25 protein-coding genes and 1 pseudogene are annotated in these 21,126 nt (G+C 46.7%); 14 read left to right on the forward strand and 12 right to left on the reverse strand.

Annotation, left to right across the window (positions count from 1 at the left end):
* Positions 1-162 precede the first annotated feature (162 nt).
* The 4 genes and pseudogenes from ACTTK6_RS10920 to ACTTK6_RS10935 all read left to right on the forward strand — a co-directional run bounded on the left by ACTTK6_RS10920 (position 163) and on the right by ACTTK6_RS10935 (position 2,465).
* Positions 163-549 carry an RrF2 family transcriptional regulator gene (locus ACTTK6_RS10920; RefSeq protein WP_462833446.1) on the forward strand — a complete coding sequence of 129 codons (387 nt, stop codon included), beginning with the start codon at positions 163-165 and terminating at the stop codon, positions 547-549.
* 67 nt (positions 550-616) lie between these two features.
* Positions 617-1,177, forward strand: coding sequence for an NAD(P)/FAD-dependent oxidoreductase (locus tag ACTTK6_RS10925; protein WP_462833447.1), 561 nt, complete (start codon positions 617-619; stop codon positions 1,175-1,177).
* 34 nt (positions 1,178-1,211) lie between these two features.
* Positions 1,212-1,526, forward strand: coding sequence for a hypothetical protein (locus tag ACTTK6_RS10930; protein WP_462833448.1), 315 nt, complete (start codon positions 1,212-1,214; stop codon positions 1,524-1,526).
* Positions 1,527-1,631: 105 nt separating this feature from the next.
* Positions 1,632-2,465 (forward strand): annotated as a pseudogene (locus ACTTK6_RS10935) (PhzF family phenazine biosynthesis protein).
* Positions 2,466-2,469: 4 nt separating this feature from the next.
* Here the strand turns inward: ACTTK6_RS10935 and ACTTK6_RS10940 are convergent.
* Positions 2,470-3,045, reverse strand: a complete 576-nt coding sequence (locus ACTTK6_RS10940) for a DUF4256 domain-containing protein (protein ID WP_462833449.1) — start codon at positions 3,043-3,045, stop codon at positions 2,470-2,472.
* Positions 3,046-3,176: 131 nt separating this feature from the next.
* On the opposite strand from ACTTK6_RS10940, the gene ACTTK6_RS10945 reads away from it, so the two are divergent.
* Positions 3,177-3,935, forward strand: a complete 759-nt coding sequence (locus ACTTK6_RS10945) for an SDR family NAD(P)-dependent oxidoreductase (protein WP_462833450.1) — start codon at positions 3,177-3,179, stop codon at positions 3,933-3,935.
* A gap of 71 nt (positions 3,936-4,006) precedes the next feature.
* On the opposite strand, the gene ACTTK6_RS10950 is transcribed toward ACTTK6_RS10945, so the two are convergent.
* From ACTTK6_RS10950 to ACTTK6_RS10960, 3 genes are all read right to left on the reverse strand, one after another.
* The gene (locus tag ACTTK6_RS10950; RefSeq protein WP_462833451.1) at positions 4,007-4,138 is read right to left on the reverse strand and encodes a hypothetical protein; all 132 of its coding nucleotides are present in this window, start codon (positions 4,136-4,138) and stop codon (positions 4,007-4,009) included.
* A gap of 260 nt (positions 4,139-4,398) precedes the next feature.
* Positions 4,399-4,791, reverse strand: a complete 393-nt coding sequence (locus ACTTK6_RS10955; protein WP_462833452.1) for a helix-turn-helix domain-containing protein — start codon at positions 4,789-4,791, stop codon at positions 4,399-4,401.
* A 15-nt stretch (positions 4,792-4,806) separates the two neighbouring features.
* The gene (locus ACTTK6_RS10960; protein WP_462833453.1) at positions 4,807-5,166 is read right to left on the reverse strand and encodes an AraC family ligand binding domain-containing protein; all 360 of its coding nucleotides are present in this window, start codon (positions 5,164-5,166) and stop codon (positions 4,807-4,809) included.
* Positions 5,167-5,284: 118 nt separating this feature from the next.
* Here ACTTK6_RS10960 and ACTTK6_RS10965 point away from each other — a divergent pair, with 118 nt between their 5' ends.
* The 4 genes from ACTTK6_RS10965 (at position 5,285) to ACTTK6_RS10980 (ending at position 9,813) form a co-directional block, all read left to right on the forward strand.
* Positions 5,285-7,207 carry a right-handed parallel beta-helix repeat-containing protein gene (locus ACTTK6_RS10965; RefSeq protein ID WP_462833454.1) on the forward strand — a complete coding sequence of 641 codons (1,923 nt, stop codon included), beginning with the start codon at positions 5,285-5,287 and terminating at the stop codon, positions 7,205-7,207.
* Positions 7,208-7,347: 140 nt separating this feature from the next.
* Entirely contained in the window at positions 7,348-8,628 is a 1,281-nt protein-coding gene (hisD, locus tag ACTTK6_RS10970) for a histidinol dehydrogenase (RefSeq protein WP_462833455.1), read from the forward strand.
* 147 nt (positions 8,629-8,775) lie between these two features.
* A complete protein-coding gene (locus ACTTK6_RS10975) occupies positions 8,776-9,540 on the forward strand; it encodes an SDR family NAD(P)-dependent oxidoreductase (protein ID WP_094908129.1) in 765 nt (254 codons plus the stop codon).
* Positions 9,541-9,636: 96 nt separating this feature from the next.
* The gene (locus tag ACTTK6_RS10980) at positions 9,637-9,813 is read left to right on the forward strand and encodes a CsbD family protein (protein ID WP_094908128.1); all 177 of its coding nucleotides are present in this window, start codon (positions 9,637-9,639) and stop codon (positions 9,811-9,813) included.
* Between the two features lie 56 nt (positions 9,814-9,869).
* Here ACTTK6_RS10980 and ACTTK6_RS10985 read toward each other — a convergent pair whose 3' ends face one another.
* From ACTTK6_RS10985 to ACTTK6_RS11000, 4 genes are all read right to left on the reverse strand, one after another.
* A complete protein-coding gene (locus ACTTK6_RS10985; protein ID WP_462833456.1) occupies positions 9,870-10,571 on the reverse strand; it encodes a hypothetical protein in 702 nt (233 codons plus the stop codon).
* On the reverse strand, positions 10,558-11,445 hold the full coding sequence (locus ACTTK6_RS10990; RefSeq protein WP_462833457.1) for an ATP-binding cassette domain-containing protein: 888 nt from the start codon (positions 11,443-11,445) through the stop codon (positions 10,558-10,560). Before ACTTK6_RS10990 ends, ACTTK6_RS10985 begins: the two co-directional genes overlap by 14 nt.
* Positions 11,445-11,813, reverse strand: coding sequence for a GntR family transcriptional regulator (locus tag ACTTK6_RS10995; protein ID WP_079476652.1), 369 nt, complete (start codon positions 11,811-11,813; stop codon positions 11,445-11,447). The genes ACTTK6_RS10990 and ACTTK6_RS10995 overlap by 1 nt, the downstream gene beginning before the upstream one ends.
* 136 nt (positions 11,814-11,949) lie before the next feature.
* Positions 11,950-12,564: a hypothetical protein gene (locus ACTTK6_RS11000; RefSeq protein ID WP_462833458.1), complete on the reverse strand. Its 615-nt coding sequence runs from the start codon at positions 12,562-12,564 to the stop codon at positions 11,950-11,952.
* 163 nt (positions 12,565-12,727) lie between these two features.
* Between ACTTK6_RS11000 and ACTTK6_RS11005 the strand changes: the two genes are divergently transcribed.
* Positions 12,728-13,597: an AraC family transcriptional regulator gene (locus ACTTK6_RS11005; RefSeq protein ID WP_462833459.1), complete on the forward strand. Its 870-nt coding sequence runs from the start codon at positions 12,728-12,730 to the stop codon at positions 13,595-13,597.
* Between the two features lie 90 nt (positions 13,598-13,687).
* Here ACTTK6_RS11005 and ACTTK6_RS11010 read toward each other — a convergent pair whose 3' ends face one another.
* The 3 genes from ACTTK6_RS11010 to ACTTK6_RS11020 are packed head-to-tail and all read right to left on the reverse strand — an operon-like array spanning position 13,688 to position 17,000.
* Complete coding sequence (locus tag ACTTK6_RS11010; protein WP_462833460.1) at positions 13,688-15,172, reverse strand: phytoene desaturase family protein; 1,485 nt, start codon at positions 15,170-15,172, stop codon at positions 13,688-13,690.
* Entirely contained in the window at positions 15,169-16,275 is a 1,107-nt protein-coding gene (locus ACTTK6_RS11015; RefSeq protein ID WP_462833461.1) for a glycosyltransferase family 2 protein, read from the reverse strand. The genes ACTTK6_RS11010 and ACTTK6_RS11015 overlap by 4 nt, the downstream gene beginning before the upstream one ends.
* Before the next feature lie 14 nt (positions 16,276-16,289).
* Positions 16,290-17,000, reverse strand: coding sequence for a lysophospholipid acyltransferase family protein (locus ACTTK6_RS11020; protein ID WP_462833463.1), 711 nt, complete (start codon positions 16,998-17,000; stop codon positions 16,290-16,292).
* 286 nt (positions 17,001-17,286) lie between these two features.
* Here ACTTK6_RS11020 and ACTTK6_RS11025 point away from each other — a divergent pair, with 286 nt between their 5' ends.
* Complete coding sequence (locus ACTTK6_RS11025; protein ID WP_079476646.1) at positions 17,287-17,787, forward strand: PTS sugar transporter subunit IIA; 501 nt, start codon at positions 17,287-17,289, stop codon at positions 17,785-17,787.
* A 50-nt stretch (positions 17,788-17,837) separates the two neighbouring features.
* Here ACTTK6_RS11025 and uppP read toward each other — a convergent pair whose 3' ends face one another.
* Entirely contained in the window at positions 17,838-18,668 is an 831-nt protein-coding gene (uppP, locus tag ACTTK6_RS11030; RefSeq protein WP_079476645.1) for an undecaprenyl-diphosphatase UppP, read from the reverse strand.
* Between the two features lie 152 nt (positions 18,669-18,820).
* On the opposite strand from uppP, the gene ACTTK6_RS11035 reads away from it, so the two are divergent.
* The 3 genes from ACTTK6_RS11035 to xerD all read left to right on the forward strand — a co-directional run bounded on the left by ACTTK6_RS11035 (position 18,821) and on the right by xerD (position 21,121).
* On the forward strand, positions 18,821-19,363 hold the full coding sequence (locus ACTTK6_RS11035; RefSeq protein WP_371862242.1) for an NUDIX hydrolase: 543 nt from the start codon (positions 18,821-18,823) through the stop codon (positions 19,361-19,363).
* Positions 19,364-19,588: 225 nt separating this feature from the next.
* Positions 19,589-20,077: a ferric iron uptake transcriptional regulator gene (fur, locus tag ACTTK6_RS11040; protein WP_079476643.1), complete on the forward strand. Its 489-nt coding sequence runs from the start codon at positions 19,589-19,591 to the stop codon at positions 20,075-20,077.
* Positions 20,078-20,233: 156 nt separating this feature from the next.
* Complete coding sequence (gene xerD / locus ACTTK6_RS11045) at positions 20,234-21,121, forward strand: site-specific tyrosine recombinase XerD (RefSeq protein ID WP_079476642.1); 888 nt, start codon at positions 20,234-20,236, stop codon at positions 21,119-21,121.
* Positions 21,122-21,126 lie beyond the last annotated feature (5 nt).

Raw genomic sequence — 21,126 nt, forward strand, 5'->3', positions numbered from 1 at the left:
AACAACGCCTGCTTTTAGAGTGTAACGACAAGCGGGTGCAGTATTGAAGGGTCAAGAACATATTTTGGTGTTGAGCCGGTTTTTTAGTATTTAAGCTTGTGCATGTCATTTTATAAGTATATAATAGATTTATAATATCTCTAATTGGAAGTGAATAGCAGTATGAAATTTTCAAAAGCGACGGACTACGCTTTGCATGCGCTCGTGTATATGATTCATCGTGACGGGGAAACAACCAAAATTCCGGTCCAGGATTTATCGTTAGCATTGAATGTCTCTACTACGTACTTATCCAAAGTATTAACGCGTATCGTAAAGGCGAATTACATTAGCTCGACGAGCGGTGCCAAGGGCGGATACAGGCTGCAGCAGAACTGGGAAAGCGTAAGCGTGTACGATATTGTAGTTGCGATCGATGGCGTGCAGACGCTGTTTGAAGACAGCTTTGATCACGGAGAGGAATGCAGAATTCAGGCGGCCATGATGGAAGCACAGGAAAATTTAATCAGTACGCTAAAAAACAAAAAGCTGAAGGATTTGACGGTGTAGCAGATCCTTTTGCTTTATTATAATTATAGATAATAAGAATCTTTAATGTACAGGAAGGGGTTTTAAAATGATGTATGACGTAATTATTATTGGTGGAGGACCGGCTGGATTAAGTGCGGCGCTTTATTTTGGAAGAGGATTAAAAAGGGCGCTGATTATTGATGAGGATAAGCCGAGAAACATCGTAACGCATGAAACGCACTCCTATTTAACCCAGGATAGAGTGACTCCGCAGACGTTCCGGAAGCGGGCCAGGGAAGATGCGCTGAAGTACGAGGGCAATACGCTGTTAAATGATAGAGTGACTGCAATCCAACAGCATAATGACGGCCTTATCGTTCAAACGACAACGGGGCAGTTTCATTCAAAACAGGTGTTGGTTGCCTCGGGCTTAATCGAACAGCTGCCGGCGATTAAAAATATCGAACACTATTACGGACAAAGCGTCTTTTACTGCCCGTGGTGCGACGGCTGGGAAATGAGAGACAAAAAGCTTGCCGTCATCAATCCGGACGAGCGGGTCATGCATATGGTGATGCTTCTCTCAAACTGGACAAACCAACTCGAAGTATTCACCGATGGCAACGACGATTTGACGAAAGGAAAGCAAAAAGATACTCGAAGGTAAAAATATTCCTTATCATCTGGAGAAAATTGACGAAATGTCTGGAGAGAAGGGACAGCTGCAGGCGATCAGAATGGCCAACGGGGAAACGGTGGAAGTAGAGGGCGCTTTTACGTACGTGCACTGGAACACCAATTATGAATTTTTAAGTGGTCTGGACGTGGAGCGGGATGAAAACAGCCGATTTGTGCTCAGTCAGTTCGGAGAAACCTCTGTGAAAGACCTATATGTGGCAGGTGAAGCAAAGGACAACTTTGGCAGCCAGCTGATAGCGGCAGCGGCGAACGGCGGGGAGGTGGCAAGATTCATGATGATGGGGCAGATTCAAGAGGCATTTAACCAAGACGCATAAAAGAGACGGATTTTAAAGGCCTCCTGAGTGCTATAATAAACCTGAAAGCTAATGAAATGAGGAAGAAAAGTGAGCTATCAGGTTGTACACACCACCGTGTTTTCTATGGAAAAGGGCGGAGGTAACCCGTGCCCTGTCGTTTTAGACGCGGATCATCTTTCCACAAAAACAATGCAGCAGATGACAAAGGAGTTTGCGCATGAGTCAGCCTTCGTTATGTCCTCCACCCGCCCGGACTATGATCTGAAGCTTCGTTTTTTTGTCCCCTCCCATGAGATGGAAATGTGCATTCATGCCGCCATAGGTAGCATCACGGTTTTAGTGAACTAAGGAGCAATTAGCCGTTCCCCGGTCATTGTGGAGACCATGCTTGGGCCTGTAAATGTAAAATGGGAAAAGCGTGATTCAAAGCTGGAGATAAGTGTTGAACAGTTTTCGCCCGGGTTTCTGAACATCGCTCCGTCGAAAGAAGAAATAGGCAGGGCACTGAATATTGAAACAGAGGAACTGGCGGAATGGCCGGTTCAATCCGTTTCCACGTCCCGTTATAAATTAATTATCCCCTTAAAAAGCGTAGAGACGTTGAACATGCTTCAGCCTGATTTTAATTATCTCTGGGATTTATGTGACGAGTTCAACACGACCGGCTTTTACCCTTTCGCTGTTTCACAACAACAAGAAAAATACGTGCAGGCGCGCCAGTTTCCCCGAAGGGCCGGATACTCGGAGGACCCGGCCACCGGGGTAGCTGCCTCGGCCTTAGGCGCCTATTTAACGGCACATAAGATTTTGCCCCCAGTAAAGGAAGGGTGGAATACCTTTCGTATTATTCAGGGAGTCGCTATGGGAAAGCCGAGCATGATTGAATCGGAAACGTTTGTACAAGGTAATCAAATTGTAAACACCCGGATCAAAGGAAGCACCGAAGAATTGAAATAGTATTTTATACTTTCAGTATGCCCCGGAAGCCTCTCGCGGCGTAGTATGATTCGGCTCCGTTATGGTAGATGAACGTGCGGCCGTACCGGTGGTCGCCAAACAAAGCGCCGCCCTGTTTTCTTATCCCCGGAGGTGTCTGAATCCAGCTTGACGTTTTCGTATCGATTTTTTCCAACTGTTGAAGAGTGTGGTACTGCTCTTCGGTTAAAAGCTCGATACCCATAGTCTGAGCCATGTCGACAGCAGTTGTTTCAGGCTTATATTTTTTTCTTGCTTCCAATGCTTCACGGTCATAGCAGACGCTTCGGCGATCCTTGGGGCTTTCTTGCGAGCAGTCACAGAAGAAATATTTCTTTTCTTTCTGGTCGCAGCCGATCACATCCGGTTCTCCGCCAGTCGCTTCCATCTCGTTCAATGACCATAGTTTCTCGTCATCAGCCTCGAGCTTTTCCAGGACAGGAGTCCATGCTAACTCTTCATGGCGATACATATGCTGTTCGAAACGATTTTCAAGTATGGTCAGTATTTCTTTTTTCTGTTCTGGCGCAAGCTGCCGGGCTGAATTGTTTTTCTTATTCATACGAATTCCTCCTTAAGCCTATGCGGGTTTGTCTAAATTATACCATTCAACGGGGCGTTGATTACCCGCCGTGCATAATGGGTATTTATACGAGAGAAAACGGAGTTTAGCTCACCGAAGGAGGAAATAGATTGGCACGTTTACAAAACAAAGTTGCAATTGTGACCGGGGCAGCCGGTGGAATTGGCCTCGGCACCGCCAGACTGTTTGCAGAAGAAGGAGCGAAGGTTATAGCAGCTGACGTCCAGCTCGACCTGCTGCAGGAGGAAGTAAAGAAAATACAGGACGAGGGGGCAGATATAACTGCCTTCGAACTGGATACCACCTCAGAGGAGAATTGGAAAAAGGCGGTTCAACAAGCAGTGGATACCTACGGACAGGTGAATATTCTGGTAAACAACGCAGGCATCCACTATCCGAGCAAGATTCTTGAAACCTCCCTGGAGGAATGGAATAAAGTCATGAACGTGGACTCGACCGGGTACTTTCTCGGCATGCGCGAGGTGATTCCGGAAATGCAGAAGGCCGGGCAGGGATCGATTATTAATATAGCATCGATGGCCTCCTTAACCGGGTCCGGCGCGGCAGGCGGCAACGGCACAGCCTACAGCGCGGCCAAAGGGGCGATACGGTCAATGACGACGCACGTGGCTGCGCATTTTGCCGAAGAAAGCATCCGGGCAAACAGCATCCATCCCGGTCCGATCCGGACGCCAATCATGGGAGAGCGGCAGAAAACCATTTCAGAGGATAATCAGGATGTTGTGCCTCTTCCGCCTCACCACGGGGAAGCAGTGGACATTGCCTATGCCGCTCTATATTATGCTTCCGATGAATCCCGGTTTGTAACCGGAGACGAGATGATTGTCGACGGAGGCTCGTTAGCCTAACTTCCAGCCTCGTTTCGTTTATAATTTAATAAGAATGCTCTGCGTACTTAGACACGCAGAGCATTTTTTCGCTATTCATCTTCATTGTTTGGAATTTCTTCCGGCATGCCGTCGGACTCTTCGTCATCCCCGCAGGCTGTAAGAAAGCTTGAAGAGGTGACCATAAAAAGAGTAACCATGATAATTTTAAGCCACTGTTTCATTAAAATTTACTCCTTTCCTCAGATCATAAGCATTTCTAAACTCTGAGAAATTTTATTAACCATACTACCGATACCCTTTGGATGATTATATGTAACACTATTAATCGGTATGCTTCAGCAGTACTGCCCTTTGGGGAGACAGCTTCGACACCATTTGTCTGCTTATTTTCTATTTATGGATGTCCGCCGTCTGAGCTGTGACTTTCCCATCGACGGAATGCGGACTCGTTTCTGGAAGTCACGAAATCCTCAGTCGGTAATTAAGCCTGTCGGGATGAAAGCTCCCGAAACCTGCGGGGCGAATCGCGGACGAATGCCTGAAAGTTGCGGTTAAATGAGCGGAGGCTGCTGTACCCGCAATCTGCAGCAATTTCCCCGATCGGCTGCTGGCTGCTTTTCAGTAAATAACAGGCACGCGATATCCGGTAATAGTTTAAGTATTCGGTAAAGGTCATGCCCGCCATGTGAGCAAACAGCTTGGACAGGTAGGGATAGTCGTACTGTAAATGTTCAGCCACTGCTTTTAACGTACACTCGGCGGCGTAATTAGTATCCACATACAAAAGCATTTGATGAAGAATTTTCGTTTTAGCAGAATACTGGACGGGCTTGAAATCGGTGTTTTCCTCTAACGTACTGCATATGCCGTACAAAAAGCTTTTCTGCCTTTAGACGGAGCCCCGGGACGGCAGCAGCACGTCCGGCGAAAGAGAGAACGTATTATTTACAGGGGTGAAGCCTTTATAATCCATAAAAAAACGGCCGATCAATTCAGGAGAAAAAATAATGATGGTAATCGCGGAATGCCCGACCGTGGTAAATTCATGCATCTGATTGTTAAAAATAAAGGCTGCCTCGTTTTGCTGCAGAAGATACTCTTTCTGGTCAATGGTTACCCGCACCTGCCCTTCATGGACAATAATCAGTTCATAGGCACGGTGAAAGTGAAGCGGAAAGCTGAAATTGGTTAAGGTAACACGTTGAAATGATTCCTGTTCTTCGACTCCATGAGGCTCAAAAAAGACCAAAGCCGGCTCCCCCTTTCAGAAACACTAATATTGTCTTATATTATACTATTTTTTGAATAGAAGCATAAGAAGCTTCCCGCCTATAATAAAACCAGATTGATAGAAGGGGGAAAGCTTCATGGCATTGGAATATCATGTAGCAAAAAATGGCTCTGACAAAAACGAAGGCACACGGGAAAATCCTTTTTTAACAATTAATCGAGCAGCTTCACTAGCCACAGCGGGAGACACCGTAGTGGTGCATGAAGGTGAATATAGAGAATGGGTGAAGCCGCGAAATGGCGGCCGGAGTGACACCCGGAGAATTACATATACCGCTGCTCCTGGAGAAAAGGCGGTGATTAAAGGTTCGGAACAAATTGACTACTGGGAACAGGCGGAGGGCACGGTCTGGAAGGCAGTCGTCCCAAACACGTTATTTGGCGACTACAATCCGTATACGGAAAAAATATTCGGAGACTGGATCGTTCACAATCCAGGCAGGCATCTGGGCGATGTATATTTAAACGGAATGTCCTTTTACGAAGCAGAAACCTTTGCGGAAATGCTGAACCCCGAAAAGCAGACCGAGGTTTTGGACCATTGGACAAAAACGACTGTTCCTGTCCTCGATCCGGAGCAGACGAGGTATCGCTGGTATGCGGAAGCAGACAGCAGCCATACGACGATTTTCGCCAACTTTCAGGGCGCTGATCCCAATAAAGAGCTGGTGGAAATAAATGTGCGGAAAGCCTGCTTTTACCCGGAATTGACGGGGCTTGACTATATTACGGTGCAGGGGTTTGAAATGGCCCAGGCAGCAACGCCGTGGACGCCGCCGACAGCCGATCAGACGGGATTGATCGGGCCGAACTGGAGCAAGGGATGGATTATTGAAAACAATGTGATTCACGATGCCAAATGCAGTGCAATCAGTATTGGAAAGGAAGCATCCACCGGAGACAATTATCGGACGAGAAGAAAGGACAAACCAGGCTATCAGTACCAGCTGGAATCTGTGTTTATGGCCCGACATATTGGCTGGAGCAGGGAGCGTATCGGCTCTCACATTATCCGGAACAACACCATTTATGATTGTGGTCAGAACGGGGTGGTCGGTCATCTGGGCTGCGTGTTCAGTGAAATCTATCATAACCACATTTACAATATCGCATTAAAGCGGGAATTTTTTGGCCACGAAATCGCCGGAATTAAGCTGCATGCAGCGATTGATGTCCAGATTCACAGCAACCGCATTCATGACTGCTCGCTTGGAGTATGGCTCGACTGGCAGACCCAGGGCACGAGAGTAAGCAAAAATCTATTTTACAGAAACAATCGTGATCTTTTTGTAGAAGTGAGCAGCGGACCGTATGTGGTGGATAATAATATTTTAACAGCAGACTACGCTCTGGATAATCATGCGCAGGGAGGAGCTTACGTTAACAATCTGATTGCGGGCAAAATGGTGCACAAAAAGATGCTGGACCGGGCCACTCCGTATCACGTGCCCCACAGCACGGAGGTAGCCGGATTTGCGCCTGTCTACGGCGGAGACGACCGTTTTTACAATAATATGTTTGTTGGAAAATCGGATTTGAATGATGTGGGCACCTCCCATTTTAACGGATACACGGCATCGCTTGAGGAATATATCGAAAAGGTGGATCAGGTCGGCGGGGACCATGAAGCGTTCCACAGTATCGAGCAGCCGGTCTATATTAACCATAATGCTTACTTTAATGGTGCGATTCCGTTTGAAGGAGAGCAGGAGGCATTAACCAAAGATGCTTTTGACCCCCAGCTTACGATAATCGAAAAGGGGAACGAGGTGTATCTGTCCTGTGAACTTCCTGACAAATTTGAACACATGCGCGGTGAGATAAAGCATACAGGAAACCTGGAGCGGGCGCGTATCGTGGATGCAGATTTTGAAAATCCGGATGGAAGCAAGCTCCGGATAGATACCGACTTTTTCGGTAAACAAAAAGCCAAAACAGACGTGCTGGGACCGATTGGGCAGCTGCAGGCTGGTAAGAATGAAATAAAGGTGTGGGGTTAATTTTCAATGGTACAGTGTTTGTTTACCATAAACAGGCACCGTATTTTCTATGAGAGAACGCCAGGTTATTTAATAAAGCGTTTACAAAATAGTTAGTTTGTTTTATGTTGAATACGTATTCAAAAAAAGGAGGATACTCGATGCCCACTTATTTGAAAAGAGGAAAAAGCGATCAGGAAAAACAGGAGGCGGACACGAAGGTTCAGCAGGCGGTGCAGGGAATCATTCATGACGTAGAGCAGCGGGGAGATGAAGCGGTCCGGGAGCTATCTGAGAAATTCGACAATTGGTCGCCGGAATCGTTCCACTTGTCATCCGAAACTATTCAGCAGGTGATCGATGAGCTGCCGCAGCAGGTGATTGATGATATTGCTTTTGCGCAATCGCAAATTCAAAATTTTGCCCGCCATCAGCGGGAGTCAATTCAGGATATTGAAGTGGAAACACGGCCCGGCGTGATTTTAGGGCATAAAAATATTCCGGTGAACAGTGTGGGCTGCTATATTCCGGGCGGGCGCTATCCGATGGTAGCCTCTTCCCATATGAGTATTGTGACAGCGAAGGTGGCCGGAGTTGAAAGGGTGATCGCCTGCACGCCTCCAAGTAACGGGGAAATACCGGCAGCTACGGTCGCGGCAATGCATATGGCCGGGGCGGACGAAATCTATCTGCTGGGGGGAGTACAGGCAATGACTGCCATGGCTGTTGGCACAGAAACGATTCAGCCGGTGGATATGATTGTCGGCCCGGGCAACGCTTTTGTAGCGGAAGCCAAGCGGCAGCTGTACGGAAGAGTGGGGATTGATTTATTTGCTGGACCGACGGAAACGCTTGTGATTGCTGACGAGACGGCCGACGTCGAAATGGTAGCTACCGATATTCTCGGGCAGGCAGAGCACGGACCAACGTCTCCAGGCGCCCTTATTACAACGTCCCAATCGCTTGCCGAATCTTTGGAGGAGGAAATTGCCCGTCAGTTAAAAATACTCCCGACAGCGGAAGTGGCAGAGCAGGCCTGGCAGGACAATGGTTCTATTATTGTAGTGGAAAATGTGGAAGAAGCAGTCCAGGAAGCGGATAAGCTGGCCTATGAACACGTAGAGGTTCTCACCAGGGACCCGGATTACTTTCTGGAAAATATGACAAATTACGGGGCGCTCTTTCTCGGGCCTGAAACGAACGTCGCCTATGGGGACAAAGTCATCGGCACCAATCATACGCTTCCGACCAAGCAGGCGGCAAAATACACGGGCGGCTTATGGGTAGGCAAGTTTTTGAAAAATTGTACGTATCAGCGCGTAACAAGAGAAGCCAGTGTGGAAATAGGCAAGTACGCCGAACGGCTGTGTGAGCTCGAAGGCTTCAAAGGCCATAAAGCCCAGGCTTCATTACGTGTGCAGAGATACAGTACAACTGACTGAATATCGGCGTGATATTGAGTGGATTATCACGTAAATGATTAATAAAACCAAGTGAACGATTATAAATAAAAGTTTGACTGTTATGGTCCATGTGTTTATAAAATTTTTGAGTGTCTTGAATACGTATACAGAAAAGGAGGGAAGGCCATCAGTTCTAATCTATTCTCTTTAGAAGGGAAAACGATCGTCGTTACTGGTGCTAATAAAGGCATTGGGAAAGAAATAGCGATTATGCTGGCTGAGGCTGGGGCCAGCGTAGCAATGGTAGCCCGGGATGAGCAGGCTTTACAGGAAACGGAATGGTCTATTCAGGATAAAAATCGATCAGCAGCATCATTTCCGTTCGATTTAACTAAAATCGACAAACTGGATGAATTGTTCGACAGTATTCACAGACGGTTGGGCCAAATTGACGTGCTTCTGAACAACGCCGGCACGAACATCCCAGCCCCGGCGGAAGAAGTCACGGAAGAGGAGTGGGACCGTATCCACGACATTAATTTAAAAAGCGTTTTTTTTGCCTGCCAGGCAGCTGGAAAGTGGATGCGTGAAGCAGGACACGGAAAAATCATTAATATGTCCTCCCAGATGGCTTTTGTGGGCTATTACAACCGTGCAGCCTATAGCTCGAGCAAGGGAGGAATTACGCAGCTGACCAAGTCACTTGCTATTGAGTGGGCTTCTCACGGCATCAATGTGAATGCTGTAGCTCCGACCTTTATAGAAACACCGATGACAGAAAAAATGTTCGAGGATACAGAGTTTAAAAAAGAAGTGCTTGCCAGAATTCCGCTTGGCAGACTGGCTCGTCCCGAAGACCTTTTTGGAGCGGTGGCATTTCTCAGCTCGGCTTCCTCCGATATGGTTACTGGGCAGACGATCATGGTCGATGGCGGCTGGACGGTTTGGTGAGAAGCTGCAAATAATACACAAACTGAAACTCTTTTGTTTGACGATGCCTGCTGAAGGGAACTCCTGCTGTAGACAAACATCCTGGAGGGATCACAAATGAGCGGTAAAAAAGGTTTTGGCGACAAACTGAAGGGAAATGCAAACAAGGTTAAAGGGGAAGCAAAAGACCGGATGGGAAGCGCCACAAATAATTCCAAAATGCAGCGCGAAGGAAAGAAAGACAAGCTTAAAGGCGTCGCCCAGGATAAAAAAGGCGATATTAAAAACAAGTAATGAAAATGAAAGGAACAGAAGTGCCCCGCACTGGGGCTTCTATTCCTTTTTTATTGTTACGCAATTTTTACTGGGGTATCCTTGAGACTCTTTGCAGAAACAGTGTAAACAACACCGGCGAGGAAAGCTGTAGCAAGTACGGCTGAGACCACCGGCAGTCCTTCGGTGATTACACCTATATCAAATAGCACAAACTCCGTACCCCAGATGAGGCTTTCAATCAAAAGGAAAAGTATCCCGGCGGCAATAAACCCAAGCCCCGTGAGCCAGCCAAAACGGTAAAATCCGGAAGCAATGAACATTCCGAGCAGATAATACAGCAGCACGGTCACAAAATACGCTGCACTTCCAGGTAAAAGAACTTCGAAAAGTGTATCTGTATCTATCAGATAAAATACTGAAGCATTTGTATTGAAAATAACCGTATCCATAAGGTTAAACACAGCTATTGCGGCTGTGATTACGAGAGCTACAGCAGCGGAAGAAAGTAACGCAGCCTGGTAATAATGTCTTCTTGTCAGTCCATGTTCAATGCAAAATCCCAGAAAGGTATATACAGATACTAAACCAATTACCAGCATATAAACCTTACTCGGTTCATAGGCGAAATTTAGTAAAACAATGTTAAATTCTGCACCCAGGAAAAAAAGGTTGATAAAATGAGCGGCAACCCGAACAAGGTATAAGATGCCAAGAAACCACAGGGTCCATTTGAGCTGCTCTTTTATTATTAGTGGCACAGCTTTATTGTTCCTCATGAAGCTCCCCTCCTTTTGTCATGCTGGTAAATATATCCTGAAGCGTGACTCTGCCTACATCTAATCCGAGCTCTTCTGCTTCCTGGAGAAAATTTTGATCCACTTGTTGAAAAATAACGACAGATTTGGTGCCGCCGAGCTGCCGGGTTTTGACTACGTGGAGCTCCGCGGTGAATTTCTCAACCAGGCTGCTTTCTCCGGTGATCGTCATCCCTTTAGAGATTACGTTTTCATAATCGTCCGCAAGCAACACGCGCCCCTGGTCCAGCATGATTACTTCATCAAACAAATGCTCCATTTCAGATATCAGATGCGTAGACATGATAATCAATCGCGGATGGTTTTCCTGCTCTTTCAAAATTTCTTCGTAGAAAATTTCACGGGAAGGAGCATCCATGCCCGTATAAGCTTCATCAAAAATGGTCACCGGGGCCCGGGACGCGAGTCCGCGTACAGCTTGAAACATAGACCTTCTTCCAGTTGATTGTTTTTTCATAGGGATGCTTAAGTCAAGGCCGAATCTACTGGCGATTCTTCGGGCTGCTTCTATATCGAAAGTATCAATAAGCTCCTCGGCAGTTTGAAGAAGCTCTTCTCCGGATTCGTAGTATTCATCAAAGTTTCGCTGGAACAGGAACTGTACATGCCTGGTCTGGCGGCTGTTCTCAAACAACGGCTCCCCGTTCAGCGTGATCTGGCCGGAAGAATGCTTCCGGTAATTGGCGATAAGGGACAAAAGAGTAGTTTTACCCGAACCATTCCGTCCGATCAAGGCGTAAACCCTGGGCGAATGAAGTTGCAGAGACACATTCGTAAGTGCCTGCTCTTTTCCGTAATACAGATCCACATGGTTTAATACCAGGTTCATATCCATTACTTTTTCATCCTTTCCCGCAGCATATTTACCAGCTCTTCCTCGGACATACGTAATTTTCTGGCCTCTTTCACAAGCTCATCAATATACTCTTCGCCGAAGGCTTTCTGCCTCTTTTTAATTAGTCTTTCTTTAGCTCCTGAAGTAACAAACATTCCTACTCCCCGTTTTTTATATAAAATTTCTTCCTCCACCAGTTCATTGACGCCTTTAGCAACCGTCAGATGGTTCACTTTATAAAAAGAAACCAGCTGGGTGGTTGAAGGCGCCTGCATTTCTTCTCTTAAGCGCCCATCCATTATCTGATCTTCAATTTGCTCTTTAATTTGTTGGAAAATCGGCTTTTTGTTATGAAAATCGGCGTCCATAATATTCACCACCTTAAGCGAAAAGGTAATATGGTCATATATATAAGTATATAACCAATCGATGGAAAGTCAATGATATAACAAGAAAAAAGCTCTGGAATTTTCCAAAGCTTCTTATTTGCCCAATAGCGTATCTTTATATAATATTTTTTAGCAACCTGCGATACGGTTCTTCTCTCACCAGGTGCCCGTAAATAATTTTCAAAAATAATAAAGGCATTAGCCATTCAAAGCCGTGGATGGGAGCTATAACGTATTGGTTCAATAATATAGCATGCAGGATAACTAACATGGAGACAGGTCTTTTTAAGTACAGAGGCGTAGCAATCACAATGGTAGCAGACACCATAAAGAAGAGGTACCATGCAACTCCATACGTTATATTGACAGGAGTAAACAGCAGGCTGACTACTAAAGGGTGAATATGAAGAAAGCTGAATATCCATTTGTTTTTAAAAATGAAACCCTGTTTTCCTTCCTCTGCTTTGCGCCCGGAATGGTAAAAGCGTTTGCCGGAATTGAGGGAATTGCTTATTACGCCTCCGCTGACATCAAAAGCAATAAGAATAGCCACAGCTATTTGAAGAAGGCTCCAGTTTACATAGTCAGTTAAAATAAGAATAAAAAGCAGTAATGGCACAATGAAGCCTGCGCTGTACCCGAGCAGTTTTTCTTCCAAATAAGCCCCTGTGCCATTAATAAAGTCAGGCTTTCCATTATAATCCCAATTAACTCTGGAGTGTTTATGCATTCCTAAGTACCTCCTTTTGGTCAGGCAATATTAACTTCAAAAACGGTAGAAAGCAGGATGGACGTATGAGATAAAAAAAGTTACTACCCGGCATTATCAGGCACGAAAAGCAGGGTGTAATTAATTTATAACCGGTATTCTTTAGATAAGGAGGGTTAGTGTAATGGATAACTTGAGAGAAATGAATAATGCCCTGCAATACATCGAGAATCATTTAACAGAAGCAATCGATTTACAAAAGGCAGCCCTTATCGCCTCCTGCTCGGAATACCACTTTAAACGAATGTTTTCTTCTTTAGCCGGTGTCCCCATATCAGAATATATTCGGCGCCGGCGTTTAACAATGGCAGCGCTGGATCTTCAGAATCGTCAGGTCCGTATCATCGACACAGCGTTAAAATATGGGTATGATTCGCCCGACTCCTTCACGAGGGCCTTTCAGAAGCTGCATGGAATAGCTCCTTCAAAAGTAAAAGAGCAGGGAATTTCTTTAAAAGCGTATCCGAAGCTGACCTTTCAACTATCTATTCAGGGAGGAAATGAAATGAATTATCGCATAGAAAAAAAAGAAGCTTTTCGTATTGTTGGCATAAGTAAAAGAGTCCCTATCATTTTCGAAGGAGAAAATCCTGAAATTAATGCTATGTGGCAATCATTGAGTGAGGAGAAAATACATGAATTGCTTGCGTTATCAAATGGAGAGCCGGGAGGGATGATACAAGCTTCAACGAATTTCTCTGAAGCACGTATGGAGGAACAGGGTGAATTGGATCATTATATTGGTGTAGTTACTGATAAAACTATTCCAGAAGCGTGGGAGGCGCTGGAGGTGCCGGCTTCCACATGGGCTGTTTTCACCTCGTCAGGGCCTTTCCCGGAGCATCTTCAAACAACGTGGGGACAAATATACTCGGAATGGTTTCCGTCTTCCGGGTATCAGCAAGCTCAGGGTCCGGAAATATTGTGGATGGAGAATAACCAGTTTCATAACCCGGACTTTACAAGTGAAATATGGATTCCGGTAAAAAGCTAAGAACCAATGAAATCTTCAGCTGCAGAACAAGCCCCGCTTTAAACGTGAGCGGGGCTTGCTGCGTAAGCTGGGCATATAAAAACAGGCTATTTATTCCCCCCAGAAATCAAGCAGAATGCCGTTATCCTTGAGCAGGGCGGAGGCGGCAAGAACGCCGCTTGTGGTTACCATTGGAGATCCGCCGCCGGGATGGGTGGAGCCGCCGGCAAAGTAGACATTTTTTAAATCCCGGGAGCGGTTAAACGGCCGGAGAAAGGCGTCTTTACGCCGGTTGGACGCGAGTCCATAAATAGAACCTTTATACGAGCCAAACGTCTCTTCAAGATAGGAAGGCCCAAGCACTTGTTCTTCGACAATATAGGGGCGCAAACAAAGCCCGAATTGTTCGAGCTTATCATAGACAAGGTTTTTGTAGGACTGTTTTTCCTCTTCGGCCATGGCTCCCCCCGGAAGAGGCGGAGCATTAATAAGAATAAACAGGTTATCGCCATCCGGTGACTGTCCGCGCTCGCTATATGAGGAGTTGCTGATATAAACAGTAGGGTCCTGGGGAAAGCTACCATGCTTCAGCTGTCTGAACTCCTGGGGGTAGTCGGCAGAAAAGTAGACCTGGTGATGCTTTAACTGCGGCAGGCGGGTATTTAGCCCTGCCATGATTACAAATGCGGAAATCGATGGCTCAGGATCTTTTGGAACTGTCCGGTTTTGTTGACCGGATGCGGAAAAAAGCAAAGGATACTGGCTGAGAAGATCACCATTCAGCAGCACACTGTCGATTTCCATGGAGCCGGAGGCGGCATGCACCGTCTGGGCACGGCCATTACGGGTGGAGACGTGATGCACAGGATCATTGAAGGAAAAGGTGACGCCAAGCTCTTTAGCCGTGTCGTAAAACGCATCGGCAATTTTTACATTTCCGCCCGGAGTATAGTATACGCCATCAGCAAGCTCAAGATGGGCGATTAATGCGAATGTCGCCGGGGCGTCGTACGGAGAAGACCCGATATACGTGGCATACCGGTCAAACGCCTGCTGGACATCCGGATGCTTGAAAAAACGCCGGTGGAAAGCATGCATGGAAGTGGCCGGACGGACTTTGCGAATGGCGAAGGCGAGTCCGGGAGAAAGGTAATCCCGCGGAGACTCAAAGGTGCGCTGCAGAAAATTTCCAATAGCAAGCGTGTAAAGCCGTTTGACTTCCCGGAGATAGTCATCGTACCGGCTGGCGTCGGCTTCTGAAAGACGGGCAATAGCCCGTTTTGTTTCTACGGCGTCTGAAGAAATCTCGAGCGTGCTGCCATCAGGGAAGTAATTTCGGGTGTGCTCCGGCAGCTGCCTGAATGGCAGGAGTCGTTCGGGAACTCGGCCGGCAAAAGCGAGCACCCGGTGGAACACGTCCGGCATCGTAATGGTATTCGGCCCGTAATCAAAGGAATGGGTCCCTAATTGAAACGGGCGGAGCTTGCCTCCCGCCCGTTCATTTTTTTCAAATACAGTAACCTTTTCACCGGTTTTAGCCAGTACAATGGCCGCGCTTAAGCCACCGAGACCGGCACCGATAATAGCAGTAGTCATTGATAGGTACGCCCCTTCCAGGAATAACCTTTTTTCGTTTTATCCAAATAAATTGAATAGAGCAGCACGGCAATCATTGCTCCGGAGGAAAGAGGCTGAATAAGCACTGTCCACCACGGGTGTGATGCCTTTATCGTAATCGCTGCACGCAGGGCAGCAGTCAGAACGTATGGAATGGCAAGCTGCCAGTCGAGCATGGAAATGGCAGCCAGCAGAAGAAAGGCCGGCACGATAAAAAAAAGAGTATGCACAGCGATGACAGCTGATGCAATAGGCATCGAGCGGCCGATACCTGGAAAAATATTTTTGCTGAAGCCAAGCCAGGCTTCCCGGCTCGACGTATACATATAGCAGGTCACGACGTGGCCTGGAGAAACGAGCAGCGTTTTCAGGCCGCTTGATTTCACATTTTGGGCAAGAGCCATATCATCAACAAGAGCATTTTTAACAGCGGCATGGCCGCCGGCCTGGTCGTAGGCTTCCCGGCTGAAAAATAAAAAAGCTCCGTGTGCTGCAGTAAAGGACCGCCAGGTGGTGCGGTTGGCAGCCGCTACAGGCAGATGGGCATATACGACAACATGCTGCATATACACAAGCAGTCGTCCCCAAAAGCCCTCAGTTTCAAATTGAGGGAAGCCGGTGACAAGGCCGGCATGGTGTTTTTGAAGTGCCCCTTCGGCCCAGCGGAGGGCATCCGCGTGGAGGCGCACGTCGGCATCGATAAAACACAAGTACTGGCCGGAGGCTTCCTGGGAAAGCTGATGGCATGCATGCACTTTGCCGTTCCATCCTTCCGGAAGTGCCGCCCCATCAATGTAGCGGGCGTTAGGCCAATGACGGACGGCTTCCTGGAGAAGCATTCTTGTACGGTCGGTGGAATGGTCATCCAGAAAAATAAATTCTGTTTTTAAGTCATCGGCCTGGCGGAGGCTGCGCACGAGTGCCGGAAGGTTTCGTTCTTCATTCCGAAGCGGTATAAGCACGCTGATTACGCCCGGGCGCTTTGGAACAGAAAAAGTAGCAAGAGAAGGAAGGGTCCACACATTAATGATCGTAAACAGCGTCCAAAAGCCGAGGACAAATACGAAGATCCATATCAACATGGCGGGCGTCCTTTCTATTTTTTCTGGCGGAGGGAAGTCCAGCAGCTGCTCATTGTCTGCGACCCACTCAAAACGGTAGTGTAATTCTCCAGATGCTCATAGGCGATATCTTCGCGCATCTCGTCCCACTGGTGTTGAAGATGACTTTCCAGCGCGTCCTGGGCAGCCGCTCTCGATGCGAGATTCTCCGGCGTCCGCGGAAGCGGAGGGCCAATATTAATGAAGATTTCCGGCTTTTGATGATGCAAAAAGGTATAGTGCATCGTAACCGGCACAAACGGCACATTCACCCGGGGGAGAAGATAGGAAATACCGGGCTGGAGGGTGATTGGAAACTGGTCGGCATGAGTTTCTGCCCCCTGCGGAAACAGCCAGACGTGATGACCATTTACGAGCTTGTCCTCCGTGTAGCGGAGAGCATCGATAATATCGCGGCGGCTGCTGCGGTCCACCGAGTAGGCGCCAAGCCTGCGGAAAAATGGAAATTCGCGAAGCCCTTCCTCGTCCATCATGACGTAGCCGGAATGGCGGAACCAGTATTTATTTAAAAAATATATTAAAAGTCCGTCCCACCAGTTGCTGTGATTTACGTAAAAAAGTGCAGCATCGTCGGTGTAGATGCTGTTGTTATGCATATGTACGGCAGAAAAATGCTTTTGGATCAAGCGCCGGTCATACAAATAAAACAACTTTTCAAAAAGCGGTTGTTTGTTTTCTGTAATCATCTGCGCACCCCCTGTGTTTGGCTGTAGGAATAGAATACAGGTTTAAATTATTACAAAAAGAAGGTATATACAAATAGAATAGAATTCTATTCCTTATTCATGCCCATTTAAAACGTACAGTATAAACACACGAAAAGGAAATGACCAGCTGTTTTTGGTCTCCTGGGCGGCACCTGGTAAAAGAAATTTTCAAAAGTTTGTGCACAGGAGGCAAGTTCGTTACACTTACTTAAGCATGCCCACAGCTTGTATCCGGTTGTGAATATACACAAAGGAAGTGAATGAAATGTTAAAAAAATTATTCGGAAAAGAACAAAAACCTGTAGACGTTACAATAAAATCACCAGTTAGCGGAACTTTCGTTGATATTACAGAAGTACCGGACCCGACATTCTCGGAAAAAATGATGGGGGAAGGCTTTGCTGTCGATCCATCAGAAGGAATTATACTTTCTCCGGTTAAAGGGAAGGTGGAACAGATTTTTCCTACGAAGCACGCCATCGGAATTCGTTCCGAGGAAGGGCTGGATGTACTAATTCACATCGGCCTTGAAACGGTATCACTCGACGGAGAAGGATTTACATGTAAAGTCTCTGAAGGCGACAGCGTGGAGGAAGGCGAGCTTTTGATGGAGTTTGATATGGATGTGATCAGCGAAAAAGCCGCCAGTAAAATCACGCCGGTCGTATTTACTGAAGGCGATCAGGTGGATAATATTCAGATGCATAGTGAAAACCGCCTAAAAGCGGGCGAGACCGTAGTGGCGACCGTCACTGTAAAAAAATAATAAAGCAAAAAGAATCCAGCCGCAGTGCGGCTGGATTCTTTTACGGGGAGCTATTCAACGACCACGCTTCCCGGATCGAGAAACAAAATAGTTACAAGGGCAAGCAGAAAGCAGTAGATCGCAAAATAGGTCAATTTGCCTTTGTTTAAGAAATTAATCAGCCAAATAATGCCGAGCCATGAGGTTATGAGCGATGCGATAAATGCAGCAACGAGTGACACCGCTCCAATAGAAGCGAGGCTGCCATCGGTAATATCGCCGAGAGCGAGAACGGTTGATCCTAAAATAACCGGGATGGAAAGCAGAAATGAAAACCGGACCGATGTCTCCCGGTCCAGGCCGGAGAAAAGCGCTGCAATCAGCGTGCTGCCGGATCTTGAAATTCCGGGGATGACAGCCACCGTCTGGGCCAGGCCGACGATTAGTGCGTCCAGCGTGGTCATTTCATCAACTGTGCGATTTCCGATCGTATAGGCCCGTTCGATGACAATCAGGAAAATACCAGTCAGCGTAAGCGATATTGCAATCATCACTGGGGTTTTCAGGGCGCTGCCGAGAGAATCCTCGAGGAAAACACCAAGAATGCCGGTGATGACGGTCGCAAGTACTATGTATAAACAGAGGAAAAACTCGGGACGGTCCTCGCGCCGACGTTTGGCAATGTACCGGAAGAACACCTGAATCAGGTGAACGATGTCTTTGCGAAAATAAAAAATCACGGCTACGATTGATCCTAAATGCAGGAAAATTTCGAATGACAGGCCGGGGATCGAATGGCCGAGGAGAAATTCTGCGATGATGATATGGGCGGTGCTTGAAATCGGCAGGAATTCTGCAATTCCCTGGACGATTCCTAGAAAAATAGCTTCAAAAATATTCATGGGGTCCAACTCCTCCATCAGATTACTTGGATAGTGTAGCAAATCTGGTGATAATTAGGAAGAGTGAAAATAAGCGAATGACTATTCTCACAGCCAGTCAAAGACTGGTAAACTAAAACAGCTGAATCATATATGATGCAGAAAGGGCGTTTTTGATGGAGTTCACAGAAAAAACTACGAAGAAGGAAACGATATTTGAAGGAAAGGTCGTTGATTTATCAGTTCACGACGTAACGCTCCCGGACGGCAGGAGCAGCAAACGGGAAGTAATTAATCACAGTGGTGCGGTTGCTGTGGTGGCGGTGACGCCAGAACAAAAAATAGTTATGGTGAAGCAGTACCGCAAGCCGCTTGAAAAACCGCTGGTGGAAATACCGGCAGGAAAACTGGAAGGAACCGACAGTCCCGAAGAGACGGCGGCACGGGAGCTGAAGGAGGAAACTGGATACACTGCAGGACGCCTGCAGAAAATCGCTTCGTTTTATACCTCTCCCGGTTTTGCAGACGAAATCGTTCACCTGTATGAAGCATTCGACTTGGAAGCTGGTGAGCCGGAAACCGAAGAAGATGAATTCATTGAACTAATAGAAGTAAGCCTGGAGGAGGCGGATGAATTGATCCAGAAAGAAGAAATTCATGATGCCAAAACCATGTATGCGGTCCAGTATGTAAAAACTATTCTGGATAAAAAGTAATTGAGATTGAATATCGTCATTTATTTGTCACACGGCGTTTTCATTGATAATCAATGCCCGATACACTGAAATTGCGGAAAAAAAGAGACTTATATGCAAATTCCATGCCAATTTATTTAGAATAATTTTAAACTGAGAATGGTTATCGTTTTTATATTGACAGGCTTATTTAAAATTATTATAATAAGTTTATTACCCTTGAAGGAATAAGGGAGGTAGCGATAATTGGAAAATCGGGTAGAACGTATTAAAAAACAGTTGCATGAACAAAGCTACAAGCTTACCCCGCAAAGGGAAGCGACTGTCCAGGTACTGTTGGAAAATGAAGAAGACCATTTAAGTGCAGAAGATGTATATCTTCTGGTGAAAGAAAAAGCACCGGAAATTGGTCTTGCCACCGTGTACCGGACACTGGAATTACTTAATGAACTCGAAGTTGTGGATAAGATTAACTTCGGTGACGGGGTGTCACGATATGATCTGCGAAAAGAAGGCGCCAGTCACTCCCATCACCATCTTGTCTGTATTGAATGCGGCGCAGTGGATGAGATCCAGGAGGACCTGCTTGCCGAGGTTGAAAAAATTGTAGAAAAAGATTATCAGTTTAAAGTAAAGGATCACCGTTTAACGTTCCACGGGGTCTGCCACCGCTGTCAGGCGAAGGTGAAAAAGAACGAAGAAAGTGCGGAGGCTGCTTCGCTGCACACGAATTAATACATGTACGGGCATCGTCTTTTAACAAAGAGCGGTGCTTTTTTTATGCCATACAAAAAATGAAAGCGGTATATTTACTGCTGCATTCGCCCTTCCCTAGTAATAAGTGACTATGCTATTCTTAGAAGGGAAGATTGGGAAGCGGGAGGCGGTCACATGACCACGGAGGTACTGGATTTTATACATTATTGCCAAGTTGAAAAGGGCCTCTCCAAAAACACGATTCAGTCGTACCAAAGAGACCTGGAACACTATAGAACATTTATGCAGCTTCGGGATAAATCTGTATGGGCAGAGATCGACCGTGCGGACATCGTGGATTTTTTGTATGCCCAAAAAGAAGCCGGGCGCTCCACCGCTACGTTGGCACGCTTTTTGTCGTCAGTCCGGGCGTTTCATCAGTTTCTGCTGCGAGAGCAGGTGGTAAAAAAAGATCCTGCGGAATTAATTGAAATTCCAAAAGGAGAGAAAAAGCTCCCGACTGTACTGTCCACCCGGGAAGTTGACCGGCTGCTTACGGCTGCAGAAGGAACCTCGGCTTTTGCAAAACGCAATCAGGCAATGCTTGAATGCATGTACGCCACCGGACTGCGTGTAACAGAGCTGTGTGAATTGAAAATATCTGATGTGCATCTGCAGATGGGATTTATCCGCTGTGTTGGCAAAGGAAATAAAGAGCGGATTGTGCCGCTTGGGAAAGTGGCTTCCGAGGCTATTGATACGTACATACATTATGGCCGGAGTACTTTGGCGAAAAACAAACGCCACGACCTGCTCTTTGTAAATCATCACGGCAATCCGCTTTCAAGGCAGGGATTTTGGAAAATATTAAAAGCGACGGCTGGCAGGGCGGGAATCGACAAATCATTAACGCCGCACACCCTGAGACATTCCTTCGCTACCCACCTGCTTGAAAACGGGGCGGATTTGCGAGCTGTGCAGGAAATGCTTGGGCATGCTGATATTTCCACGACCCAAATTTACACCCATGTATCCAACCATAAATTAAAAGATGTATACCAGCAGGCTCACCCGAGAGCATAGCTGAA

This window comes from Marinococcus salis (assembly GCF_054971365.1).

What these genes read in the sequence shown, in the direction of transcription:
- ACTTK6_RS10995 (WP_079476652.1), bottom strand. Translation starts at nt 11,813, where the DNA reads ATGGACGCCGATTTTCATAACAAAAAGCCGATTTTCCAACAAATTAAA.
- ACTTK6_RS10925 (WP_462833447.1), top strand. Translation starts at nt 617, where the DNA reads ATGATGTATGACGTAATTATTATTGGTGGAGGACCGGCTGGATTAAGT.
- ACTTK6_RS10950 (WP_462833451.1), bottom strand. Translation starts at nt 4,138, where the DNA reads ATGAAACAGTGGCTTAAAATTATCATGGTTACTCTTTTTATGGTCACC.
- ACTTK6_RS10980 (WP_094908128.1), top strand. Translation starts at nt 9,637, where the DNA reads ATGAGCGGTAAAAAAGGTTTTGGCGACAAACTGAAGGGAAATGCAAAC.
- hisD (WP_462833455.1), top strand. Translation starts at nt 7,348, where the DNA reads ATGCCCACTTATTTGAAAAGAGGAAAAAGCGATCAGGAAAAACAGGAG.
- ACTTK6_RS10965 (WP_462833454.1), top strand. Translation starts at nt 5,285, where the DNA reads ATGGCATTGGAATATCATGTAGCAAAAAATGGCTCTGACAAAAACGAA.
- xerD (WP_079476642.1), top strand. Translation starts at nt 20,234, where the DNA reads ATGACCACGGAGGTACTGGATTTTATACATTATTGCCAAGTTGAAAAG.
- ACTTK6_RS11010 (WP_462833460.1), bottom strand. Translation starts at nt 15,172, where the DNA reads ATGACTACTGCTATTATCGGTGCCGGTCTCGGTGGCTTAAGCGCGGCC.
- ACTTK6_RS11000 (WP_462833458.1), bottom strand. Translation starts at nt 12,564, where the DNA reads ATGCATAAACACTCCAGAGTTAATTGGGATTATAATGGAAAGCCTGAC.
- ACTTK6_RS11025 (WP_079476646.1), top strand. Translation starts at nt 17,287, where the DNA reads ATGTTAAAAAAATTATTCGGAAAAGAACAAAAACCTGTAGACGTTACA.
- uppP (WP_079476645.1), bottom strand. Translation starts at nt 18,668, where the DNA reads ATGAATATTTTTGAAGCTATTTTTCTAGGAATCGTCCAGGGAATTGCA.
- ACTTK6_RS11015 (WP_462833461.1), bottom strand. Translation starts at nt 16,275, where the DNA reads ATGTTGATATGGATCTTCGTATTTGTCCTCGGCTTTTGGACGCTGTTT.
- ACTTK6_RS10985 (WP_462833456.1), bottom strand. Translation starts at nt 10,571, where the DNA reads ATGAGGAACAATAAAGCTGTGCCACTAATAATAAAAGAGCAGCTCAAA.
- ACTTK6_RS10920 (WP_462833446.1), top strand. Translation starts at nt 163, where the DNA reads ATGAAATTTTCAAAAGCGACGGACTACGCTTTGCATGCGCTCGTGTAT.
- ACTTK6_RS10990 (WP_462833457.1), bottom strand. Translation starts at nt 11,445, where the DNA reads ATGGATATGAACCTGGTATTAAACCATGTGGATCTGTATTACGGAAAA.
- ACTTK6_RS11020 (WP_462833463.1), bottom strand. Translation starts at nt 17,000, where the DNA reads ATGATTACAGAAAACAAACAACCGCTTTTTGAAAAGTTGTTTTATTTG.
- ACTTK6_RS10940 (WP_462833449.1), bottom strand. Translation starts at nt 3,045, where the DNA reads ATGAATAAGAAAAACAATTCAGCCCGGCAGCTTGCGCCAGAACAGAAA.
- ACTTK6_RS11005 (WP_462833459.1), top strand. Translation starts at nt 12,728, where the DNA reads ATGGATAACTTGAGAGAAATGAATAATGCCCTGCAATACATCGAGAAT.
- ACTTK6_RS10930 (WP_462833448.1), top strand. Translation starts at nt 1,212, where the DNA reads ATGTCTGGAGAGAAGGGACAGCTGCAGGCGATCAGAATGGCCAACGGG.